Below are 22,205 nucleotides of genomic sequence, written 5' to 3'. Positions count from 1 at the left end.
GTTCAGATCCGCATCGCACTCATGAACCGCTTCACATCACTCGGAACGCCCGAGACCGTCCGCATGCGCTGAAGATAACCGGGAAAGGGGTATCTGCGCCCCCAAGCCGAATAGCGCAACAAAGCCCAGGGGACATAGAAACGAGGCTGCGCGTCGCAGCGTCAACTGCCGGCGGCCAGTTTTCCAACCGCCGTGGCTCGGCAGGCCAATTCCCGAAAAACTCATCCCGTATTCAATGGTTCCGGTTGCACGAAGACTGAACGGTTGTTGCCCGGCCAGCCGCGTCGTATGTCTTTGCGGGGCAAGGGATCTGACACATGGATGCTGATGAGATCTGGGATGAACTGGAGCGCACCCGCGTCGCCTGGTTCTATTTTGTCGGCGGGTTGACCCAGCAGGATATCGCCTCGCGCATGGATATGACGCGGCTGCGGGTCAATAAAATCATCGGTCAGATCCGGGACCAGGGGGCGGTGCAGGTTGAACTGGATCTGCCGCTGACCGATTGCATCGCGCTTGGTGAGGATCTGGCGCGGCGCTATGGGCTGAAGGATGTGCAGGTGGTGCCCGATCTGCCTGACTACCTCGAGCAAAAGCGGGTAATCGGTGAGGCGGCGGGTATGATGGCCAGTGCGCTGATCGACGGGCGTGATCTGGGGATCGGCGTCTCAACCGGGCGCACGCTGAGTTTTGCAGTGCGTAAGCTTTCAACCCGGCCGCATCCTGACAGCTGGGTGGTGGGGCTGACGGGGGGCGTCACGCGCTCTTCCGGGACCAATTCCTTTGAGGTGGCGACCTCTTTCGCGCGGCGTCTGGGGGTCGAGTGTCACTACCTGACCGCGCCGTTGTTTTGTGCCTCGCGTGAGGGGCGCGAGATGCTTTTGCTGCTGGACGAGCTGACCGATGTTCTGGCCCGCACCGAGATTGCCGATATTGGCATCACCTCTTGCGGGGCGCTGAATGAGAACACCACGCTGATGCAGATCCGGCTGGTCAAGGATCAGCTGGAAGAGATCCAGAAGCTTGGCGCTGTGGGCGAGTTTCTGGGCTGTTTCCTGGATGCGCGGGGGCGGCCGATTGACCATTTTCTGAACGACTCGCTGATCGCGTTGTCGCCGGAAAAGCTGAAACTGAAGCCGGTTTCGATCCTGGCCTCGGGGGGGATCGACAAGGTGCCGGTGATCCGTGCCATTTTGCGGGCGGGCTATGTGAACCGGCTGGCAACCAATGAAGCGGTGGCCCGGGCATTGCTGGCCGGGCCACGCTAAGGCAGATCGTGGGGCATCGGGTGGTGCAGGGGTCTTTGGCCGGGGTTCCGGCCAAAGTCTCAGAGCAAAATCTCAGGCCAAAGCCCTGGGCCAGAACTCAGACCCCGGCGCGTTCCAGCGCCGCCGTCATTGCCCGCAGGATCACGAAGGTCGAGGCCGCGCCCGGGTCGATATGGCCAACCGACCGCGCCCCGAGTTTCGCCGAACGGCCCCGACGCGATTCCAGCGCGGCGGTGGCGTTCATGCCAGCTTCGGCCCCGTCACGGGCGGCCTGCATCACCGCAAGCTCTGACGCGTCTGCGGGCAGGCCCTGGGCTGCGGCAACGGCGGGAACCCAGGCGTCGATCATCGTCTTGTCGCCCGGCTCTGCCCGGCCACGATCACGGATGCCCTGCAGCGCGGCGGCAAGCCAGGTGGCAAGCGCTGCACCGTCAAGGTTCTGCCGCTGGCCCACTGCCGCGCCTGCACGCAGGAAGGCGGTGGCGTAAAGCGGCCCGGAAGAGGCCCCGACCGCGTCAAGGAAGGCCTTGGCCATGCGTTTGCAGCTGCCCTCAATCGTCTCATCGGCGGGGGCATTGGCAAGGGCCGCCTGCACGGCTTTCCAGCCGATCTCCATGGTGATGCCGTGATCGCCGTCGCCGATGACCCCGTCGAGTTCCGACAGCCAGTCGCGGGCGGCGATGATCTGGGTTCCGGCCTCGGCCATCATGTCGCGGAAGATCTGCGGCGTCAGCTTGCCTTCGGTGATCAGCGCGGCGGAAGGGGTGGCGGCACTCTCGCCGATCTCTTCCTGCGCGGTGTTACGCCGGGCAGAGCGGGCCGCCCGGGTCGAGCCGGTCACGGCAGCCCCGACCGTCAGCGCGACGCTGCGGCAGGGGTGATCAAGCAGGCCCGTCAGCTCATCATCCAGCTTCAGCAGCGTGACCGAGGCGCCCGCCATCTCCAGCGAGGTGGCATATTCGCCAACCCAGCTGCGATGGATCACGATGCCCTTTTCATCTAGGATCTGCTTCACCCGGTTGAAGATCAGGTAAAGCTCGACATAGGTCGTTGCGCCAAGGCCATTGACCAGCACGGCGACCCGGTCGCCCGCTTTGGGCTGCATTTCCGCAAGGATGGTTGCGACCAGCTCATCGGTGACTGCATCGGCGGTGCCCAGTTTGGCACGGCGCATGCCGGGCTCGCCATGCAGACCCATGCCGATTTCCATCTCGTCATCGCCGATCTCGAAATTCGGCTTGCCGGTCTGGGGCAGCGAGCAGGGTGAAAGCGCCACGCCCATCGAAAGCGTATGGGCATTGGCCTTTTGCGCCAGCGCCTCGACGCGGGCCAGCGGCTCGCCCTGATCGGCGGCGGCGCCTGCGATTTTGAAAACGAAGAAGTCGCCTGCGATGCCGCGACGCTCACCCTTGCGGGCCTCGGGGGCCGAGGCGACATCATCGGCCACCGCGACCTGACGGGTGGGGATGCCTGCGGCCTCAAGTTCCTCAAGCGCCATGGTGAAATTCAGCACGTCGCCCGTGTAATTGCCGTAAAGCAGCACGACGCCCGCGCCGCCATCGGCCTGACGCGCCGCATCGGTGATATGGTCGGGCGAGGGCGAGGCGAAGACATTGCCCACCGCCGCCGCATCGGCAAGGCCGCGCCCGACATAGCCCGCGAAGGCAGGCTCATGCCCGGAACCGCCGCCGATCACGATGCCGACTTTGCCGTCACGCGGGCCCTCGACTGCGACGACGGCGCGGCCGGTGCGGCCCTCGACGCAAAGGATATCGGGATGGGCGCCAACCATGCCCTGGATCATCTCGGGGATGATGTTTTCGGGCGCGTTGATCAGTTTTTTGCTTTTGGTCATGGCATTGGTCTTTCAGATCAGAGGGCGCAGATCAGTGGCTGTCGCGGCGGATGTAACGGCGGGAGAGGGCATCGAAAGAGATCGCCAGAACCACGATCACCCCCGAAACCACGCCCTGCCAATAGGGCGAGACGCCGAAAAGCACGATGATATTCTCGATGATGGCGATGATCGCGGCCCCGAAGATGCCGCCCAGCGGCGAGCCGACGCCCCCGGTGGTGGCGACGCCCCCGATGACAGCGGCGGCAATCGGGGCCAGCACCCAGGCCTGCCCGATCGAGGGCTGCGCGGTGCCAAGGCGGGCAACCATCAAAACGCCAGCCAGCGCCGAAAGCATCCCCGCCAGCGCGAAGATCATCAGGCGGATGCGGTTCACGCGGATCCCCAGCATGCGGGCCGCCGCGGCATTGTTGCCGATGGCATACATATAGCGGCCCATCGGCGTTTTCAGGGTCAGAAACAGCGCGATCAGCAGCACCACGACCATCACGATAAAGGGCACGGGCACGCCAAAGGCATCGCCGCGACCAAGGAAGTGGATGCTGGCCGGAATGCCGGTGATCGCCACGCCCTTGGTCAGAACCAGGATCGCACCGCCATAGACCCCGGCCATGCCGATGGTCAGAACCAGCGAATGCAGCCCCAGGGCGGTGACCAGAAAGCCGTTCAAGAGCCCCAGCAAAAGCCCCAGAACCAGCGCCAGCACGATGGAAATCCAGGGATCGACCCCCGCCTGCACCATCAGCATGCCAGAGATCACCCCGCTAAGCCCGCCAATGGTGCCAAGCGAAAGGTCCAGCTCGCCCAGGATCATCAGCGCCGATTGCGCGATGGTCATGATGCCGACAAAGGCCAGCCCCCGCGCGATGACCGACATATTGTAAGAGGTCAGGAAATAGGGCGAGATCAGGCAGGAAATTACGAAAATCGCCAGCAGCGCGATGAACACGCCCGCCAGCGGATTGCGCAGGATTGCGGAAAGGAAAGAGGGGCGCGCCGTTTGGGCGCTGGCTTCAGTGGACATGAGGGGTCTCCGCGTCAGAGCTGGTCCCGGCAGCGGCATTTACCGCCGCCGCAGGCATGTCAGAGCCGAAAATCGCCCCGACCAGGGTTTCGCTATTGGTGGTTGCGGCGTCATAATCGCCGGTGATGGTGCCGCTGTGCATGGTGATGATGCGGCTGGCGCAGCGGCGCAGCTCGGTCATCTCGGATGAGATCAGGATGATGCCCACGCCTTCCTCGGCCAGGGTTTTCATGATGCGGTAGATCTCGGCCTTGGTGCGGATGTCGATGCCCTTGGTCGGCTCGTCAAAGACCAGGATGCGCGGCGTGGTGGCCATGGCGCGGCCGATGATCGCCTTTTGCTGGTTGCCGCCTGAAAGGGTGGCGATTTTCTGGCCCTGGCCTGCGGCGCGGATGCCGTAATCCTCGATCACTTTGGCGACGATGCCGCGCTCGCGCCCGGCGTTGATGCCCGCCTTGCCAGAGGTCAGCGACAGGACCGAAAGGCCGATATTCTCGCGCAGCGACAAAAGCGGGAAGATGCCGTGATGCTTGCGCTCTTCCGAAAGGTAAAGCATCCCCGCCTGGACCGAGGCCGCAGGGTCGTTCAGTTTCCAGGCCTTGCCCTCAACCGTAACCTGGCCCGATTTCGCGCGGCGGAAACCGAAGATGGTCTGCATCAGTTCAGAGCGCCCCGCGCCCACCAGGCCCGCAAAGCCGAGGATCTCGCCCCGGCGCAGGGTGAAGCTGGCATCGGCAAAGCCCTGGCCTGTCAGCCCATCGACCTGCATGATCACGTCGCTCACCGCCGAGGCGGGGCGGAAATGCTCATCAATGCGCACATCGCGGCCTGACATGGCGCGGATCAGCGCGGGCTCGTCAATATCCGCGATCCGGCCCGCATCGACCTTTTCGCCATTGCGCAACACGGTGTAATCGTCGCCGATGCCGAAGACCTCTTCCATCTTATGCGAGATGAAGACGATGGCATGGCCGCTGGCCAGAAAGTCGCGGATCACCCGGAACACGCGGTCCACCTCGGAGGCGGTCAGGGCCGAGGTCGGCTCGTCCAGGATCAGCACCTTCATCTCTTTGTTGGTCGAGGCGCGGGCGATCTGCAAAAGCTGCTGGTCGGGCACCGGGATGTGGCGCACGAGGTCTGAGGGGCGGGCGCGGATGCCGAAACGGTCCAGATAGATCTGGGCCTCGGCCTCCATCTTCTTGCGGTTCACAAGGCCCGCGTGGCCGCTGCGGGCGAAGGGCATGAAGAGGTTTTCGGCCACCGTCACATCGGGAAAAAGCGACAGCTCCTGCGGCACATAGGCGATGGTGCGAAAGAGCGCGGGGTCTGTCAGCGGGTCTTTGCCGTCGATCAGCAGATCCCCCCGCGAGGCGCGGTCGGTTCCGGTCAGGATCCTGACCAGGGTGGATTTACCCGCGCCATTCTCGCCCGCCAGGATATGGGTGCGCCCCAGTTCAACGGACAGATCAACGCCGTTCAGCGCCGTCACGCCCGGAAAATCGCGGCCCAGACCGCGTGCCTCCAGATAGGCCATTTTGTAACTCCGAAGGAAGGGCATCCGTCCCGGCTGCGCCATCTGGCGGGCGGGACCGATGCGCGATTGCGGGCCGGGATCCCGCTGGAACCCCGACCCGCTGTCGCCGGCTTATTCGCCGACGTTTTCTTTGGTCAGGAAGGCATTGCCGGTGTCCAGGAATTGCGGCACCGGGGCGCCGGTGGCCTGTTGCCACAAGAGCATGACCGACCAGTAGCCCTGCAGTTCCGGCTGCGAGGCGGAAGAGCTGTCAGCGACGCCCGAGCGGATCATTTCCAGCATTTCCGGCAGGTTATCCAGGCCAACCAGCGTCACCTGATCCTGTTTGCCGGCCTCGATGATGGCCTGGCCGATACCGATGGGGCCTGCCGCATCGGATGCGACCCAGCCTTTCAGGTTCGGATTGGCCTGCATGATTGCGGCGGCCTGCTGCTGGGCGATCTCGATCGAGTCGTTGTCGATCCCCTCAGCCACAACCTTGATGCCGGGATGTTCGGCGAAAACCTCACGGTGGCATTCGGCGCGGATCGAGTGGTTCGGCGCGGTCGGCACCCCCATCATGATCGCAACTTCGCCTTCGCCGCCCAAAACCTCAACCAGACGACGCGAGGCGATTTTGGCCTGTTCGCAGAAATCCGAGCCGATGAAGGGGATCGCCATGCCTTCGGGTGGCACGGAATCGAACAGAACCAGCGGGATATCCTGCGACTGCGCGGCCTCCAGCGAGGCGCGGTTGCCCTCGGGATCAAGCAGGTCGATGGCGATACCGTCGGGACGGGTCGAAATGGCGCTTTCGACGATCTGCACCTGCTGGACCACATCGGCGGTTTGCGGGGCGGAATAGACGATCTCGATCTTTGCGCCGGTCTGGGCCTCAAGGGCGACGGCAGCCATCTGCGCGCCGTCATTCACCTTGTCGAACCAGGGATGCACGACTTTCGGCACGATCAGAAAGCGGTAGCTGTCTTTCTTTGCGGTGCCGGGCGCGTCCTGCGCGCCTGCGGCCAATGGCAGCGCGAGTGCCGCCCCTGCGAGCAGCATTGCAAGTCTCTTCATGAAATCCTCCCAAATTTCCCCGCATTTCCGGCGCGGCGTTCCGGTCGGATGGCGTGAAAGCGGGCCCGACGTGAATCGGATACATCTGTTAATTCATTTTTACAACTATATTCTCCAGCGGCACGGCCCGCCCTCTGGATTGCGGCTGGCGGGCCCGGTGCGGGCCAGGGTTGCGCGGTGCTTTCGGCGGGGGTTTTTGGGGGCATGCTTTCGCAGGGCGGGGGCAGGGTATGGCGGTTGCGCCACGGTTCCTGACCCTGGCCGGAAATCCTGTCTGCAAGATGTTGACAATAACTGTAGTCTTTCTGACTAAGCCCCAAAGCACGCCCGCCGTTGCCAGCCACGCTTCCAATCTGACAGTTTCCGGTAGGATGGCATGGCGAAAACAAAACTTCTGGTCGCTGCGACGCTTGCGTTCAGCACCTCACCTCTGGCGCTTTTGGCGCAGAACACCCTGAGTGACAACGACGCCCGGGCCGCAGACGGCACCCCGCTTGGTGTTATCGTGCTGGATGCCGATGCCCCCGCGCAAGTGGTTGGAACAGGGCCGAACTTCAGCCTTGATGCTGCGGGTATTGCGCGCTCGCAGGCCAGCACCCTGACCGATGTTCTGCGCGATGCGCCCTCGGTCACCACCACCCGCCGTGGCAATCTGCTGACTGCCGGGATCTCGATCCGCGGCTTTGGCGGCAACCACCATTATCAGGGCGATCCGGCGACCAAGATCGTGGTTGACGGTGTGGCCGACAATCCGGGCCGCCATTATCAGGGCGCGTCTGGCGCAATCTCTGACCCGGCTTTGCTGCGTTCGGTTGATGTGACCACCGGGCCGCTGGCCTCGCTGGAATATGGCTCGGGGATCACCGGCGGCGCGGTGACGGCGCGCACGATCAACGGCTCGGATCTGACCGGGGGCGAGGACGGGTTCCGGTTCCGCCAGATGCTGGGCGCCAATAGCAACGGCGATGGCTGGGTGACCTCTTCGACCTTGGCCTGGCAGGCGAACAGCACGGTTGATTTCCTGTTCAACTACACCCGTCGCGGCCAGGATGCCCAGGAAGACCCCGATGGCAATGAGACCGCGCGCGGCTTCAACGTGCCGTCGATGCTGTTCAAATCGCGCTTCCGGCTGGATGATGCCAATAGCCTGACCTTCAGCTATACCCGCTATGAAAGCTCGGAAAGCAACGTCAACCTGTCGAGCATGCTGAACGATTACGCGGGCCTTGGCCTTGCCAATATCGACCGCAAGGGCAATGTGGCGGCGCTGACCTGGAACCACAATCCGGCCGGAAATGACCTGGTTGACCTGGAGCTGAGCGTCTCGCGCTCGGATCAGGATCACAATATCGATGGGTTTGGCTCGGCCTTTGCGATCTCGCAATCGGGTCTGTTCAATACCAAAACCGACCGCGTGACCCTGACCAATACCGCGCGTTTTGACACCGGCGTCATCAATCACCGCCTGCGTGCGGGGCTGGCCTGGTCCAGCGAGGATCGCACCCGTCTGGATACCTCGCCGGCAAGCGGCAAGGATCGCCGGCTCAGCCTTTTCGCCATCGACACGATGGATTTCGGCAATGAGCTGCTGGCGACCATCGGCCTGCGTCTGGAAGACCAGAAAATCAGCGCCACGACCGCACCGCAGAGCTATGACAACCTGGCCCGCACCCTGGGCTTCGGGCTGGAAAAAGGCTTCGGCAATGGCGTGAAGGTCTTCGGCTCGTTCACCTATACCGAGGCGCTGCCGACCTATGACGTGCTGACCACCTATGACGACAAGCTGCAGCAGTCGCGCAACTGGGAAGGCGGCCTGCGCTATGAGGGCGGCGATCTGCTGGCGGCGGGCGACACGCTGCGCGGCTCGGTCACGCTGTATCACAGCGATATCTGGAACACGATGTTCGCGCTGTCGGTTCCTGGCCGCCAGCTGAAGCGTCAGGGCGTTGAGATCGCGGCCCATTACACCATGGCGGGCGGCACCTATCTGAACGGCACCGTGAACCTGACCGACAACGAGCGTCTGTTGGCGGGTGGCGTCTGGGATCTGGACACCTATAGCCCCAGCGACACGCTGACACTGACGGTTGGCCATAAATTCGCCAATGGCATCGATCTGTCCTGGCGGATGGAGGCGCAGAAAAGCATCACCGTCGGCACCACACGCCATGCAGGCTTTGCCGCGCATGACCTGAAAGTCAGCTACATCGTGCCGCAGGGCAGCTTTGAGGGCCTGGCGATCGACTTCGGCGTCGAGAACGTCTTTGACCGCAGCTATCACTACGCCATGACCCCGATCAGTGCTGCGACGGGCAAGCCCTGGGTTACCGAGACCGGGCGGAACTTCCGTCTGAACCTCTCGAAAACCTTCTGAGCCTGGCTCAGGTCAATAAAAAAGCCCCGGATGCAAGCGCATCCGGGGCTTTTTATCTGGCAGGGCAGGGGTCAGTCGGCGCGGGTGATCCGGCGCAGGAAGTCTGCCTTTTCATCCTCGGCCCCCAGCGATTTATTGACCGCAAAGACCGCGCCCTTGCCATCAATGGCGACGTGATTGGCATAGCTGCCGCCCTCAAGATGCGCGACGATCTCACCATCATTGTTCACCGCCGTCAGGCTGCCCGCCTCACGCGATGACACCCAGGCCAGACCGCTGGTTGCATCATAGACCACGTTCAGCGCGCCTGCGCCGACGGTGACATCATGCAGGATCTCTCCGCTGTCGCGGTCCAGGATCAGCAGGGTGTTGCTGTCCTGGGCGGCGACAAACAGGCGGCCGGTTGCCGGATCGACATCCAGCCCGGTTGCGTTTTTCGCCCCGGGAAGCGCGAGGATCTTCTTCACCTCCAGGCTGGCGGCGTCGATGATCGCCAGCTCATTGCTGATGCGGCTGACCACATAGACCTCGGCCCTGGCGGGATCGATGGCCAGGCTCATGACATAGAACTCGCCGCCCCGCTGGGCCGAGCGGATGTCGATCACGCCCAGAGGCTCATAGCTTTCGCTGTCAAAGACATAGACATTGCTGGTCGCCGAGGAAGAGACGAAGGCCCGCTTGCGCAGCGGATCAATCAGCACATCGCGCGAGTGATAGACCGCGCCGGGGGCGAATTGATGGATCAGCGACAGATCATCCTGGGCATAGACCGCAATCGTATTGTCAGGCGTATTGGTGACCCAGATCCGGCCCTCGGCCTCATCAAGGCCCAGCCCGAACACGCCCGCAGGGGCCAGCTTATAGGGGCCCTTTGGCGCGCCCTCTTTCGCCGGGGGCTTCTGGTCTTCGGGGAAATCGGCGGGGGTTATGCGGGCCTGAACCTCCAGCGTCTCAGGATCAAGGCGCAGCAGTTCAGAGGTGCCGCCGCTGAAATCGGCAGCGGTCACGAAAAGCGCATTGCTGCGGGCGCTATAGGCCGATTGATAAAGGCCCTTTGCCGGATGCACGGCGGCGACCGACCAGTCTTTTTCGTTCAGATAGTCCAGCGGCTTTGAGATTTTCAGGTCGATGGTAGTGGTCATCGAGGGCTCTTCCAGCAGCACCACCAGCGGGTGCAGCCCGGGTGCCGCGTCAGCGGGCAGCGTAAAGGTCAGGCTGGCGCTGCCCTTCTCATCGGCCTGCAGTGCGGCGTCTGACAAAACATCGGGGCCGCGCTGCAAAACCAGCTTTTGCCCCGGCGCCAGACCCGTGGCCGAGATGCGCACCTCGCCCCCTGCATGAACCGGAACGCCCGGAACGGCGCTTTCGGCCCTGATGCGGCCTTTGAATTCGACGGGCGCCGGGAAGGCGGCTTCTGCCAGGCTCAGCGAGGGAATGGAAAGAGCGGCGATGCAAAGTGTGGTGAGAAGGCTGCGTTTGAGGCCGGTGCTTTTCACGTCATAATCCTTTCAGCGAGACAGCCCCTTGGATGGTGTAAAAGTAAAAAAGTCAACTATTGATGCGTCTGCCATCCGCGCCTGGGCCGGGCCCATCTCTGCCGCACCAGAACGGCAAAGCGAAACGGGCGATCCCTGCCGCCTTTGCCCAGGCCCGCCGTTCCGGCCCCGGCCTTTGATGCCTGATGCCCTGGCTATGTCACCTGCGCTGCAATCGTCCGCCGCGACACTGGTGCCCGCAAATATGAAAGGGCGGCCCCATGTCTGAGGCCGCCTGCAGTTTACCGCATTGCTTTTCGCGGGGGCTGGCTCAGAACTCCAGCAGCCAGCGCAGTTTCACATCGCCGCCCGAGAAGCCGTCTTTGTCAAATCGCGCCCCAAGATCGGCACCGAGGCGCCAGCCATCGAAACGCTCCAGGTCAAAGGCGGCACCCAGACGCAGCCCGGTGCGGTTCTCTTCTGCGGCCTTGCGCTCAAAGCGGGCCCCCGAGGTCGCATAGCTGACCGCGATCATCCCCTCATCGGCGAACTCATGGTTCAGCTCGCCGCTGAAACGTGAGGTCAGGATACCGTCGGGCAGCTTTACCGAGGTGCTGGTCGAGGCGCCAATCGCCGCAACCAGGCTGCGCACGGTCTGCTCTTCGTAATGCAGCGCCCCGGCAGCCCCGGTTTCGGTAAAGGCATCCAGCCGCGAGCGCGAGCCGCTGACCCGCAGATAGCCGTCGGTCTCGCGGGTGCCACTGGTAAAGACACGCCCGGCCGCCAGCGAGAACATCGCCTGCTCGCCCTCTCGCTGGCCGTTGGCAAACAGCGCCTCATTCGCGATCCAGCGTTTCGTGTCAAAGTCCAGGCGCGCCAGCCCGATCAGCCCGTCGACATAGTAATCCTGGCCCAGATCCCAGGTCGCATAGACCGTCACCCCATAAGAGAGGTTGCGGCTTTTGCTGCCCAGATCGCCGATCTCGGTCACATCACGCCCATAGCTGAGCGCAAGGCCCCCGGTGGCATTCTCGCTGAGACGGAAATCCATGCCGATGGTCAGGTTGCGGGTCGTATGTGACAGCTCTTCGGCAAAGCTGGAATTGTCCCATTTGCCAAAAGAGATGCCACCGTCAAGCCAGAGGCCAACCGCCCGATCACCGCAGACTGCGCGCGACAGGCTGGCACTTTGAGCGGACTGATAGTCCGAGCCGGGCCCGGTCAGCGACAGGTTCAGCGCGTTTTCAAGGCAGCCGTTCTGGCGCATGCGACGCATATGACCGTGGATCTGGTCCATATTCCGGTTGGCCAGACGCCGGGCCGAGGCATTATGCGATGACGCCAGTGCATAGGCATCGCCGCTTTCCAGCGGATCGACCGCCCGTGCCACGCTGAAGGTGATCGTGGCGGGGGAAGACTCGCCGTCCGCCCCGGTCAGCACGAAAGTCACGTGCCCGGTGCCCTCAAAACTGTCGGCAATTGTCAGTCGCAGCAGAACAGGTGCCGGAGCTGCCGGGCCCGCAGTTGCGCTGCGGGCAAAGCCCATCTGGCGCGAGATCAGCTCTGCCTTCGCCGCCGAGGCAGGTTCGACTGCCAGAATACGCGCCCCGGTGACAGGGCCAAGCGCGCCCTGGCTCAGATCGATCAGAGTGCTGCCTCCGGCCTCGATGGTGACCTGCTGGTCCAGCGCGGAAACCGTCCCGCCAAGGATCTCAAGGCTCAGGCTCAGGCCGCCGGTTGCGCCATGGGCATCTGTTGCGATGATGCTGAAGGCAAAGGTGCCCGCCTCGGTCGGTGTGCCGCTGAGGCTGCCATCAGCGGCAAGGCTCAGCCCATCGGGCAGCTCCCCCGCGTCCTGCGCAAACCGGTAAGGGCCCGCGCCGCCATCAGCGGTGAACCGTGCCAGATAGGCATCGCCAACCACGCCCGATGCAAGGCTTGCCGGGGTAAGGCTCAGCAGGGGCTTTTCGACGGTGACCGAGACCAGGGCAGCTGACGAAGTGCCGCCGTCATTCGTTGCACTATAGGTGAAGCTGTCCGGGCCGGAATAGCCGGGGTTTGGCAGATAGGTGATGGTGGTTCCATTGACCGCCGCGGTGCCATTCGTCGCCTGGGCCGCAATGGCCAGCGTTGCAACCGCCCCGCCCGACAGGTTCAGCGTCACCGGGGTTGCGCCGCTGTTTGCGGGCAGGCTGAGCGTGCTGGCCGCGGCAATCGGTGCGTCGATCAGGATGTCGAGCACCAGCGGCTGGCTTCCTGTTGCGCCATGGGCATCGGTCGCCTCGATGGTAAAGCTGGCCTCGCCCGCAGCGGTGGGGGTGCCCCAAAGTCTGCCGTCGCTGTCAAGCTGTATCCCGTCTGGCAGGGTGCCTGCGGCAACCTGATAGGTGTAGGGTGCCGCACCAAGGCTGGCGCTGATTTGCACCGAATAGGCTGCCCCGACCTGGCCCTGGTTCAGCTGGGTCGGCGACAGGGTCAACTGCGGCGGATCGACGGTGACCGAGACCACCGCATTGGCCGAGGTGCCGCCGTCATTCGTTGCGTTATATGTAAAGCTGTCCGGGCCGGAATAGCCGGGGTTGGGCTGGTAGGTGATGGTGGTTCCATTGACCGTCGCGGTGCCATTCGTCGCCTGGGCCGCAATGGCCAGCGTCGCAGGCACCCCGCCCGACAGGTTCAGCGGCACAGCGGTTGCGCCGCTGTTTGCGGGCAGGCTGAACGTGCTGGCCGCGGCAATCGGCGCGTCGATCAGGATGTCGAGCACCAGCGGCTGGCTTCCTGTTGCGCCATGGGCGTCGGTCGCCTCGATGGTAAAGCTGGCCTCGCCCGCAGCGGTGGGGGTGCCCCAAAGTCTGCCGTCGCTGTCAAGCTGTATCCCGTCTGGCAGGGTGCCTGCGCTGACCTGATAGGTGTAGGGTGCCGCACCAAGGCTGGCGCTGATTTGCACCGAATAGGCTGCCCCGATCTGGCCCTGGTTCAGCTGGGTCGGTGACAGGGTCAACTGCGGCGGATCGACGGTGACCGAGACCACCGCATCGGCCGAGGTGCCGCCGTCATTCGTTGCGTTATAGGTAAAGCTGTCCGCGCCGGAATAGCCGGGGTTGGGCAGATAGGTGATGGTGGTTCCATTGACCGTCGCGGTGCCATTCGTCGCCTGGGCCGCAATGGCCAGCGTCGCAGGCACCCCGCCCGACAGGTTCAGCGTCACCGGGGTTGCGCCGCTGTTTGCGGGCAGCGTGAACGTGCTGGCCGCGGCAATCGGCGCGTCGATCAGGATGTCGAGCACCAGCGGCTGGCTTCCTGTTGCGCCATGGGCGTCGGTCGCCTCGATGGTAAAGCTGGCCTCGCCCGCAGCGGTGGGGGTGCCCCACAGCCTGCCGTCGCTGTCAAGCTGTATCCCGTCTGGCAAGGTGCCTGCGGTAACCAGATAGGTGTAGGGTGCCGCACCAAGGCTGGCGCTGATTTGCACCGAATAGGCTGCCCCGATCTGGCCCTGGTTCAGCTGGGCCGGTGACAGGGTCAACTGCGGCGGATCGACGGTGACCGAGACCACCGCATCGGCCGAGGTGCCGCCGTCATTCGTTGCGTTATAGGTAAAGCTGTCCGGGCCGGAATAGCCGGGGTTGGGCTGGTAGGTGATGGTGGTTCCATTGACCGTCGCGGTGCCATTCGTCGCCTGGGCCGCAATGGCCAGCGTCGCAGGCACCCCGCCCGACAGGTTCAGCGTCACCGGGGTTGCGCCGCTGTTTGCGGGCAGCCTGAGCGTGCTGTTGCTTGCAGCCGGTGCGAGAACCGTGACGCTCAGATCGTAATGTTTGATCCCGCTTGCGCCATATTTGTCGACTGCTGTGACGATGAAGCTGTACATGTCTGGAACCATGCCGGTACCCGAAAGCACGCCTGTGGAGCTCAGGCTCATCCCGGCCGGAAGCGCGCCTGCGGTGACAGCGTAGGTGTAGGGCGCGGTGCCGTGCCGGGAGCTAAGCTGCTGGGAGTAGGCTATGCCTACATGAGCTGTGGTCAGTGCAGGCGGTGATACCTCCAAAGTGGGGCGCTCAACCTCGATCGAGATACGCGCCACCCCTGATGGCCCCGCGTCGTTTGAGGCCTGGTAGGCAAAGCTGTCCGGTCCGGAATAGCCAGGTTCCGGCTGATAGGTGATCCGGGTGCCATCAATATTGGCGGTGCCATTCTCAGGCGGCGCAACCAGCGTCAGCGCTGTGGCTGTGCCACCCGTCAGAGCCAGTGGAACAGCGGTTGCGCCGCTGTTTGCCGGTATTGTCCATGTATCATCCGCCGCAATGGGTGCAGGTTCGGTGATATCAAGGTCGAGTGTCTGCTGTCCGGTTGCGTTATATTGATCCGTTGCCTGAACGGTGAATGTGAATTTTCCTGCCTGGGTCGCGGTGCCCGACAGAAGTCCCGAAGAGGAGAGTGTCACGCCAGCAGGCAGCTGACCGGAGGCAACCACAAAATCATAGGGCGCCGTGCCAAGATCTGCGCTGAATTGCGCGCTGACCGCTGCGCCCAGTGATACAGGTGCCAGCGTGTCAGGGCCGACCTTCAGAATGGGCTTTTCGACCGTTACCATAACCCTGAAGATGTCGCCCAGCCCGCCGTCGTTGATGGGGGTGAGAAGAAATTCATCCGTCCCTGAAAAGCCCGGTTCAGGGGTATAGAACGCTGCACCACCGGTGATAACGGCATGGCCATGCGCCGGAATCTGGTTGAATGAAAACCCTGTGATCAGGCCACCAGTATTGGTCACTGTCACGGGGTTATGCCGACTGTTTGCCGCTACGGTAAGCGGCGTATCACCGACGACCGGCTTCGGGGGGACGGCATTAATAGAGTAGTCATTAGTGGCAGTGGCATTTGCCGCATCCGTGACACGAAGCTTGAATCCAGTCAGCCCTGCGGCCGGCGGCGTTCCGCGAAGCTCGCCCGCCGGGGTAACCGTAAGCCATGCGGGCCCATCCACCAGGCTGAAGCTGTAAGGTTGCGTGCCTCCGCTTGCAGTTAGCACCATATCTAACACGAAATCCTGCCCCTGACGGGCGTAGAATGGCATGGCGGATTGCAGGGAAAGCGGGAGAGGCCCGATGGTGCCCGAATATAGTTTCGACGCTTTATAGCCATTATTGTCCTTGACTGAGATGTTGATCGCATAGGGGCCAGAGACTGTAGGTGTTCCTGAAAGTGTACCGTTCGGGTTCAGGCTCAGCCCTGATGGCAACGCGTTCCCATCAACACTGTAGGTATAGGGTGCAATGCCGCCGCGCGCTGCAAGCGCGTGGCTCGTTGCGGTGCCCACAGTCATAGCTGGAAGGGAAACAGGTGTTATCTCAATCATCGGAGGCAATATTACCCCCGCAAATCTGGCGATTGCCGTTTGGCTGGCACTGTCGGTTGCTGTAATCGTGAAATCGTAATTCCCGACGAAATTAACCTGTCCCTGCAGTTGCCCCGTCGCGGCATTCAGGGAAAGCCCATTGGGCATGCCGGTGGCTGAATAGGTATACGGGGCTATCCCGCCACTGGCCTGAAACGTGCTGGAATAACTTTGGCCATAGTCTGGCAGCGGGCCGCCGCCTGAGATGGTAAGCGGGTCAGTGATGTCAAACTGCAGCGGGCCGACAGGCCCACTGACGCGGCCATCTGACGACTGGGCATAGCCAGCTGGCAAATTAACGGTGATCCTCTTTTCCGTGCCATGTGCGAAGGTGACAGCGCTGCTGTTTGCATCATTGGTGGTCGAGGTGATCGTCAGCGGCCCGTTCGCATCGCTGATGTTGACCGAAGGGGAAAAAGTATATGTCGCACTGCCGGGGTTGGTGACCCGGACGGTTATAACCGAGCTGCCCGGGGTTGCGCCGCTTTTCATCGAAGCATCGAGCTGGATCGGGTCAAGGCGCGAGGTATAGCTTGTCGCACTGGTGTTTGCGGCACATCCCATTCCGCCCGCGTAGCTGGCGTTGATGTAGTGGGTGCCAGGAGCTTCGGCCATAACATTTACCGTAGCCGTGCCTTGCCCGGTTCTGACGTTCCCGATCATCACCGGTTGGATGACCGCATGAAAAGTCGTGCCTGCGTGCTCGATCCTTATCGTTCCGTCCGGGACCAAACCAGAATTGCACCCCATACTGCTGAGGGTCGCAGTAAGGGTGACCGTGTCGCCAGGCTTCGGCGTCGCAGGGCTTGCGCTCAGCGAAAGGACTGTCGGCCCGCCGCCGACCTTTGACATGCGGATCTGGGGGGACTGTGCGGTCAGATCCGAACCACCGAGACGTGGTGCCTGAAACGAGGCCATCTCTAACGCCGTGCCAGTCATCATGTCCATGCTGCTGATCGTATAGGTGCTGGTGCACTGAACGACGTTCATCCCGTTGTGCGGGCCGCAAGTGATCGGTTCCCCGCCGAACAGGGATGTCGCAGTCACCGGCCCGCTGAGGCTGTAATTGCCAGGATTAAAGCTATAGGTGATCGAAATCCGTTCACCTTCGGTGCTGAAGGTCGCAGGCGAGGCCGATGTGGTAACCGACTGCGCCACTGCCGCCGAAGCCGAAAGCAGCAGCCCCAGGGTCAGCGCAACCAGCATCACAAGAGCGCCGCTCATCATGCGCCGCGCGGCGCGGATCGCCCGATTGCCAGGGGCCCGATTGCCAGAGGCCCGACTGCAAGCGGGCCTCGCTGCGTCAGGGCAGGCCAGTGAGGGCAGAGTATCTTGAACAGGCATCATTGTCGGCATTCCTGGCTGGCCCCCAAATCAGGGACGGTCTTTGCACCCGCGCCTTCCCTTCTGGCGACAGCCCAGCAGCCTGCGACCTCTGCTGGCAGAGATCACGATATGCAAATGGCCGGACAATAAGGGAAAGATGAAAATGCAATTCTTTCGAGGATTGCATTTTTGCCATTTGGTCAAGATTGAACCTGCACGGCGCGCACAACTTTGCGGTGCATTCTCTGAAATAGGCTGAAACTTTACTCAGCGTCTCAGCCGGGGCGCGGCAGGGGGGTGTTTCAGCCTTGGCGGGCGGAAAGCGCCGAGAGCCATCTGCTCCAGTTCGCGGCGTCACCCGGCAGGATCTTTCCGCCATAAACAGCCTGGGAAAAGCTGCGCCATTCGCGGGGCGACATGCCAAAGGCGCGGCGGAACTGGCTGCTGAAGGAGGCGGCGCTCAGAAATCCCCATTTGCCGGCGATCTCACTGATCTGGGTGCCTGCATTGCTGGCGATCTCATCGCGGCACCGATGCAGGCGGCGCCGCCAGACATAGGTCTGAAAGCCCCCCACCGGCGCCATCACCCGGTAAAGCGTCGCGCGCGAGATGCCGAAAGACTGTGCCAGCGCCTCGGGTGAAAGGCGGGCATCGGCCAGCTGAGTCTCGATCTGATGTCGCAGGGCGAAAAGCGTCGCGCGGCGCAGGCCCTCGGTCACATCATCATCGATGCGCCCGTTCAGAACGGCGGCCACCAGCGCGACCGTGCCATCCTGCTGGCTGGCGCAATCCTCAGGCGTCATCTGCGGCGCGCCCCGATAAAGCGCCAGAACATGGCGGCGCAACAGCGCGACAAGCGGGCCCTGCGCGGCATAGGCCCTGCCGCCATGCGCCTCTGCATCGCGCAGCAAGGGGGCCAAAAGCCTGCGGGGTACCCCCAGATCAAGGCTGCGATAGCGGGTCGATGCGGTCTCCAGCGGCTGGGTCATGTCGACGCTGAGCAGGCCGCCATCGCAAATCACCGCCTCGCGCCCGCCCGAGCGGACCTGACGGCGCCCGCCCATATAGAATTGCAGCGCATAATAGTCCAAACCGTCGTCAAGGATCCGTCCCAGATCACGGCGTGTCGCCTGGGCAGAGCTTGCGACAGAGCCGAAAATCAGATCGCCCCCGTGCCACAGATCGACATTGGCATAGAACCCATCGGGCTCTGCCTCAGAGATTTCCCATACGGCAGTTGCAAGCTCCCGCCAGGTTCTCAGCCTGTCGGGTTCCGGCAAAGAGGTGGTGTCGAACAAAGAGCGCTGAAGCATTGAACTCAGAGGTCAGGCCGGGTCTGGCGGTGGTTCGATCTTTCAGCATTAACACCTGTCTGAGGAAAGCGGTATCCGCAATGTCTGGTTGTGTCAGGTGAAAATGAATATTTGGCAAATGCCGGTCGGCCGCCAGAGAACAGGGCCGCGGCTGAAGCGGAGCCGCCCGTCGCCAGCCCAGCAGCCCTTCGCGCAACAGGCGGGAAGGCGGGTTCATGCAATCCGCCTCATCTGATGAGTTCTTATTGTTTTGCCTTTGAGATGAATTTTCACCACAAAGCATGATCATATTAACAGGTTATACAGGGGTGCGCTGAATGATGGTGCCTCATACTTTAATGGTGGCGACCCTGACATGGCAGTCTGATGGGAATATTATTTAACAGGTTTTTGCACAGAATATACGCTTTCATCACTGAAAGCCGGGGCAATGTATCCGCTGAATTCGTCATCATCGCCCCCTTATCATACTGCTTATCGCTCTTGTGGCATTTGTCAGCATGTATATATCCATTGCCAGCGATGTTCAGCAGATTGCACATGATCTCGCCCGATATTCGGCAAGATATCCACCCTCAGCTTCGAATGCCGATATTTGTGCCAGCATGTCTTCTGGTATATTGCCGGTTCTTGTTGACGCAAGTTTTCTGCTTCACTCTGAAAATTTCACCATTCTGGAATGCTCTGCCGAACATGGTGCGGATGCCGTATTTTCGGTTACGGTGGAATATGATATGTCTCTGAGCTATGTTAAGGAAATAGCCAGACTGTTTGATCTGGATGTCGGAAGCATTCGCAGGGTTTCCCTGTATGTAATATGATGCTCGCTTTCCAAAGGCAGAGCTCTGGTTCATGCTGGAAAATGGCGGATAAAGACAGCGGGATAAAGACATCGGTGTGTTGGCCAAAGGGATTCCGTTGGCCCGCGCCATGTGATGCAGGCCCATCGTCATGTGGCTGACGAAAAGAGGGGCTGCTGACCAAAGACTTCCGGGTGTTCAGCGGTGGGGTCTCGACCTGGAGTCATCTTCCTTGGTCAAGGCTGCTGGTTTCCAGATATGAAGCGGGATCGCACCAGAGCAGGATTTCGATGATACTGGCTGTGATCTGGTGATGGCCAACCAGCTGTCTCGGCCCGCCACACTGATCGCGGACGGGGGCTTTGATAAATTCGGTAGGATATCGGGAGCCGAAACGCTTTGCCCATGCGCAAGACCCGCAGGCTTTGTAAGGCTGTCGACTGGACCATTTACATTCTGTGCAACATGGTCGGGCATTTTTTAAAAAGTTCAGGACCAGCCTTCGCCAGGCGGCCGGTTCCGAAAGAACGGAAGACAATGTCCCTGGTTTCTCAGACGTCGCCTGCAGCAGGTTCTGGCTCCGCCATTTGTTAACATGGTCTAGCCAAAAATACGCTCGATCGGCATATTGTGACGGATCAGAGGGGATTTGATGACGACATAGCTGAAATATTTATCAATGCCGACATCACGCTCGATCAGCGACTCCATAATGCGTTGATAATCCGCAATCCCGGCAGTGACAAATTTCAGCAAATAGTCATGCCCGCCAGAAATCAGGTGGCATTCGAGGCAGCATTCCTCTTTTGAAAGAGCCGTCTGAAAGCGGGCAAAATCAACCTGGCGGTGGTTTTTCAGTGTGACCTCGGTGAAAACAGTCAGAACCTCGCCCAGCTGCGCTAGGTTGATCACTGCCGTATAGCCCGAGATATAGCCCAGTGACTGCAGGCGCTTGACCCTGGCAAGGCAGGGGGACGGCGACAGATGCACCCGCCCGGCCAGCTCGACATTGCTGATGCGGCCATTCAGCTGCAGCTCGGCCAATATCCGCAGATCAATCCGGTCCAGTCTGAAGGATGCATTCAATCCGGTCGTCTCCCATGGGTTCTGGCCTCGCATCCGGGCCGGGATGCGGCGGGCGCTGGCGGCCTGGCGCGATGATCTGCCGTGGCTGCGAAAGCGACAGCATTTTATGCCGCCAGCAACCGGATATAGAACGGCTTCGCGTCGTGCAAGCCAGTTATGGTTGCGAAACCGGGCGGCATAAAATTTTGTCTGCCGGCTCCTGTCAGAACCAGTCGCAACCTTAAGAGGAAATCATGCACCTGAAGGACGCCCTATTGTTTCGAAATGCCGCTTTGATTGGCGGCGACTGGCTGGAGCGGGGCGATCTGGCAGTTCTGAACCCGGCAACCGGCCAGGCGATTGGCCATGTGCCCGATTGTACCGCCGCTGAGACCACGGCTGCGATTGCGGCGGCAGAGACGGCGATGATCTCCTGGCGCAAGCGCAGCCATGCCGAGCGGGCAGATCTGCTGCTGGCCTGGTATCACCTGATGCTGGCGCATGAAGAGGATCTGGCGCAGATCCTGACCGCCGAACAGGGCAAGCCGCTGGCCGAGGCCTTGGGCGAGATCCGTTATGGGGCATCCTTTATCCGCTGGTTTGCCGAAGAGGCCCGGCGGATCAACGGCAAGATCATCCCTTCGCCCACCGGCGACAAGCGCATCCTTGTCACCAAAGAACCCGTCGGCGTCTGCGCCATCATCACGCCCTGGAACTTTCCAACCGCGATGATCACCCGCAAATCGGCGCCGGCCCTGGCGGCTGGCTGCACGGTTGTCATCAAACCCTCGGATTTCACGCCCTATTCGGCGCTGGCCATGGCGGAACTGGCGGCACGGGCCGGGATTCCGGCGGGGGTGATCAATGTTGTCACCGGCCGCCCCGAGGTGATCGGTGCGACGCTGACGGGGTCCCCGACGGTGCGCAAACTGTCCTTTACCGGCTCGACCCGGGTGGGCGCGCTGCTGGCCGAACAATGTGCGCCCACCATCAAGAAGATGTCGCTGGAACTGGGCGGAAACGCGCCTTTCATCGTTTTTGACGATGCCGATGTCGACGCGGCGGTTGAGGGCGCGATGCTCTCGAAATTCCGCAATGGCGGCCAGACCTGTGTCTGCGCCAACCGGATCCTGGTGCAGTCGGGCATCCATGATGCCTTTGTGGCGCGGCTGGCGGCAAAGGTCGATGCGCTGAAGGTGGGCCCTGGCACCGCGCCCGGCGTCACCATCGGGCCTATGATCAATCAGGCGGCGATTGCCAAGATCGAACGCCATGTCGCTGACGCGCTGGCCCATGGCGCGAGCCGGGCGACTGCGGTGCGCGATCTGGCCCCCGGCTATGCCGATCCGGTGGTGCTGACCGGCGCAACAACCGCGATGCAACTGGCCCAGGAGGAAACCTTTGGCCCGGTGGCGCCGATCTTCCGCTTTGAGACCGAGGAAGAAGCCATCGCCATCGCCAATGGCACGCCCTTCGGCCTTGCCGCCTATTTTTTCACCCGCGATCTGGCCCGCGCTTTCCGCGTCGGCGAGGCGCTGGAATTTGGCCTGATCGGGCTGAACACCGGCGTTGTCAGCCATGACGTCGCCCCCTTCGGCGGCGTGAAAGCCTCGGGCCTTGGGCGCGAGGGCGGCCAGGAAGGGATCGAGGAATATCTCGAATCCAAGACCCTGCATCTCGGCGGGCTTAACTGAACCAGTCTTAACCAGGGGCCGCTGGCCCG

General features: G+C 62.1%; 12 protein-coding genes. 4 read left to right on the top strand and 8 right to left on the bottom strand.

What is annotated here, in order from left to right:
• The first annotated feature begins 317 nt into the window (after positions 1 to 317).
• The gene (locus HOY34_RS16440; protein ID WP_172364793.1) at positions 318 to 1,268 is read left to right on the top strand and encodes a sugar-binding transcriptional regulator; all 951 of its coding nucleotides are present in this window, start codon (positions 318 to 320) and stop codon (positions 1,266 to 1,268) included.
• A gap of 97 nt (positions 1,269 to 1,365) precedes the next feature.
• Here HOY34_RS16440 and dhaL read toward each other — a convergent pair whose 3' ends face one another.
• The 4 genes from dhaL to HOY34_RS16420 form a co-directional block, all read right to left on the bottom strand.
• Positions 1,366 to 3,123: a dihydroxyacetone kinase subunit DhaL gene (gene dhaL / locus HOY34_RS16435; RefSeq protein WP_172364791.1), complete on the bottom strand. Its 1,758-nt coding sequence runs from the start codon at positions 3,121 to 3,123 to the stop codon at positions 1,366 to 1,368.
• Positions 3,124 to 3,154: 31 nt separating this feature from the next.
• Positions 3,155 to 4,147, bottom strand: a complete 993-nt coding sequence (locus HOY34_RS16430; protein WP_172364789.1) for an ABC transporter permease — start codon at positions 4,145 to 4,147, stop codon at positions 3,155 to 3,157.
• Complete coding sequence (locus HOY34_RS16425) at positions 4,137 to 5,681, bottom strand: sugar ABC transporter ATP-binding protein (RefSeq protein ID WP_172364787.1); 1,545 nt, start codon at positions 5,679 to 5,681, stop codon at positions 4,137 to 4,139. The genes HOY34_RS16430 and HOY34_RS16425 overlap by 11 nt, the downstream gene beginning before the upstream one ends.
• Before the next feature lie 111 nt (positions 5,682 to 5,792).
• Positions 5,793 to 6,737 (bottom strand): substrate-binding domain-containing protein, encoded by a 945-nt coding sequence (locus HOY34_RS16420; RefSeq protein WP_172364785.1) that lies wholly within the window; start codon positions 6,735 to 6,737, stop codon positions 5,793 to 5,795.
• 376 nt (positions 6,738 to 7,113) lie between these two features.
• Between HOY34_RS16420 and HOY34_RS16415 the strand changes: the two genes are divergently transcribed.
• On the top strand, positions 7,114 to 9,111 hold the full coding sequence (locus HOY34_RS16415) for a TonB-dependent receptor (RefSeq protein ID WP_172364783.1): 1,998 nt from the start codon (positions 7,114 to 7,116) through the stop codon (positions 9,109 to 9,111).
• 71 nt (positions 9,112 to 9,182) lie between these two features.
• Here the strand turns inward: HOY34_RS16415 and HOY34_RS16410 are convergent, their stop codons facing one another.
• The 3 genes from HOY34_RS16410 to HOY34_RS16400 form a co-directional block, all read right to left on the bottom strand.
• On the bottom strand, positions 9,183 to 10,607 hold the full coding sequence (locus HOY34_RS16410; protein WP_172364781.1) for a YncE family protein: 1,425 nt from the start codon (positions 10,605 to 10,607) through the stop codon (positions 9,183 to 9,185).
• Positions 10,608 to 10,917: 310 nt separating this feature from the next.
• A complete protein-coding gene (locus tag HOY34_RS16405) occupies positions 10,918 to 17,202 on the bottom strand; it encodes a putative Ig domain-containing protein (RefSeq protein ID WP_172364779.1) in 6,285 nt (2,094 codons plus the stop codon).
• A 404-nt stretch (positions 17,203 to 17,606) separates the two neighbouring features.
• Complete coding sequence (locus tag HOY34_RS16400; RefSeq protein ID WP_172364777.1) at positions 17,607 to 18,617, bottom strand: helix-turn-helix domain-containing protein; 1,011 nt, start codon at positions 18,615 to 18,617, stop codon at positions 17,607 to 17,609.
• 500 nt (positions 18,618 to 19,117) lie between these two features.
• On the opposite strand from HOY34_RS16400, the gene HOY34_RS16395 reads away from it, so the two are divergent.
• The gene (locus HOY34_RS16395) at positions 19,118 to 19,438 is read left to right on the top strand and encodes a hypothetical protein (RefSeq protein WP_172364776.1); all 321 of its coding nucleotides are present in this window, start codon (positions 19,118 to 19,120) and stop codon (positions 19,436 to 19,438) included.
• 579 nt (positions 19,439 to 20,017) lie between these two features.
• Here the strand turns inward: HOY34_RS16395 and HOY34_RS16390 are convergent.
• The gene (locus tag HOY34_RS16390) at positions 20,018 to 20,503 is read right to left on the bottom strand and encodes an Lrp/AsnC family transcriptional regulator (protein WP_216654806.1); all 486 of its coding nucleotides are present in this window, start codon (positions 20,501 to 20,503) and stop codon (positions 20,018 to 20,020) included.
• 233 nt (positions 20,504 to 20,736) lie between these two features.
• Here HOY34_RS16390 and HOY34_RS16385 point away from each other — a divergent pair, with 233 nt between their 5' ends.
• The gene (locus HOY34_RS16385) at positions 20,737 to 22,176 is read left to right on the top strand and encodes an NAD-dependent succinate-semialdehyde dehydrogenase (protein ID WP_172364772.1); all 1,440 of its coding nucleotides are present in this window, start codon (positions 20,737 to 20,739) and stop codon (positions 22,174 to 22,176) included.
• Positions 22,177 to 22,205 lie beyond the last annotated feature (29 nt).

It is taken from the genome of Pseudogemmobacter hezensis (assembly GCF_013155295.1).
GTDB lineage: Bacteria > Pseudomonadota > Alphaproteobacteria > Rhodobacterales > Rhodobacteraceae > Pseudogemmobacter > Pseudogemmobacter hezensis.
The sequence above is the reverse complement of the archived record's forward strand: the minus strand, read 5'-3'. Positions and strand labels throughout refer to the sequence as shown.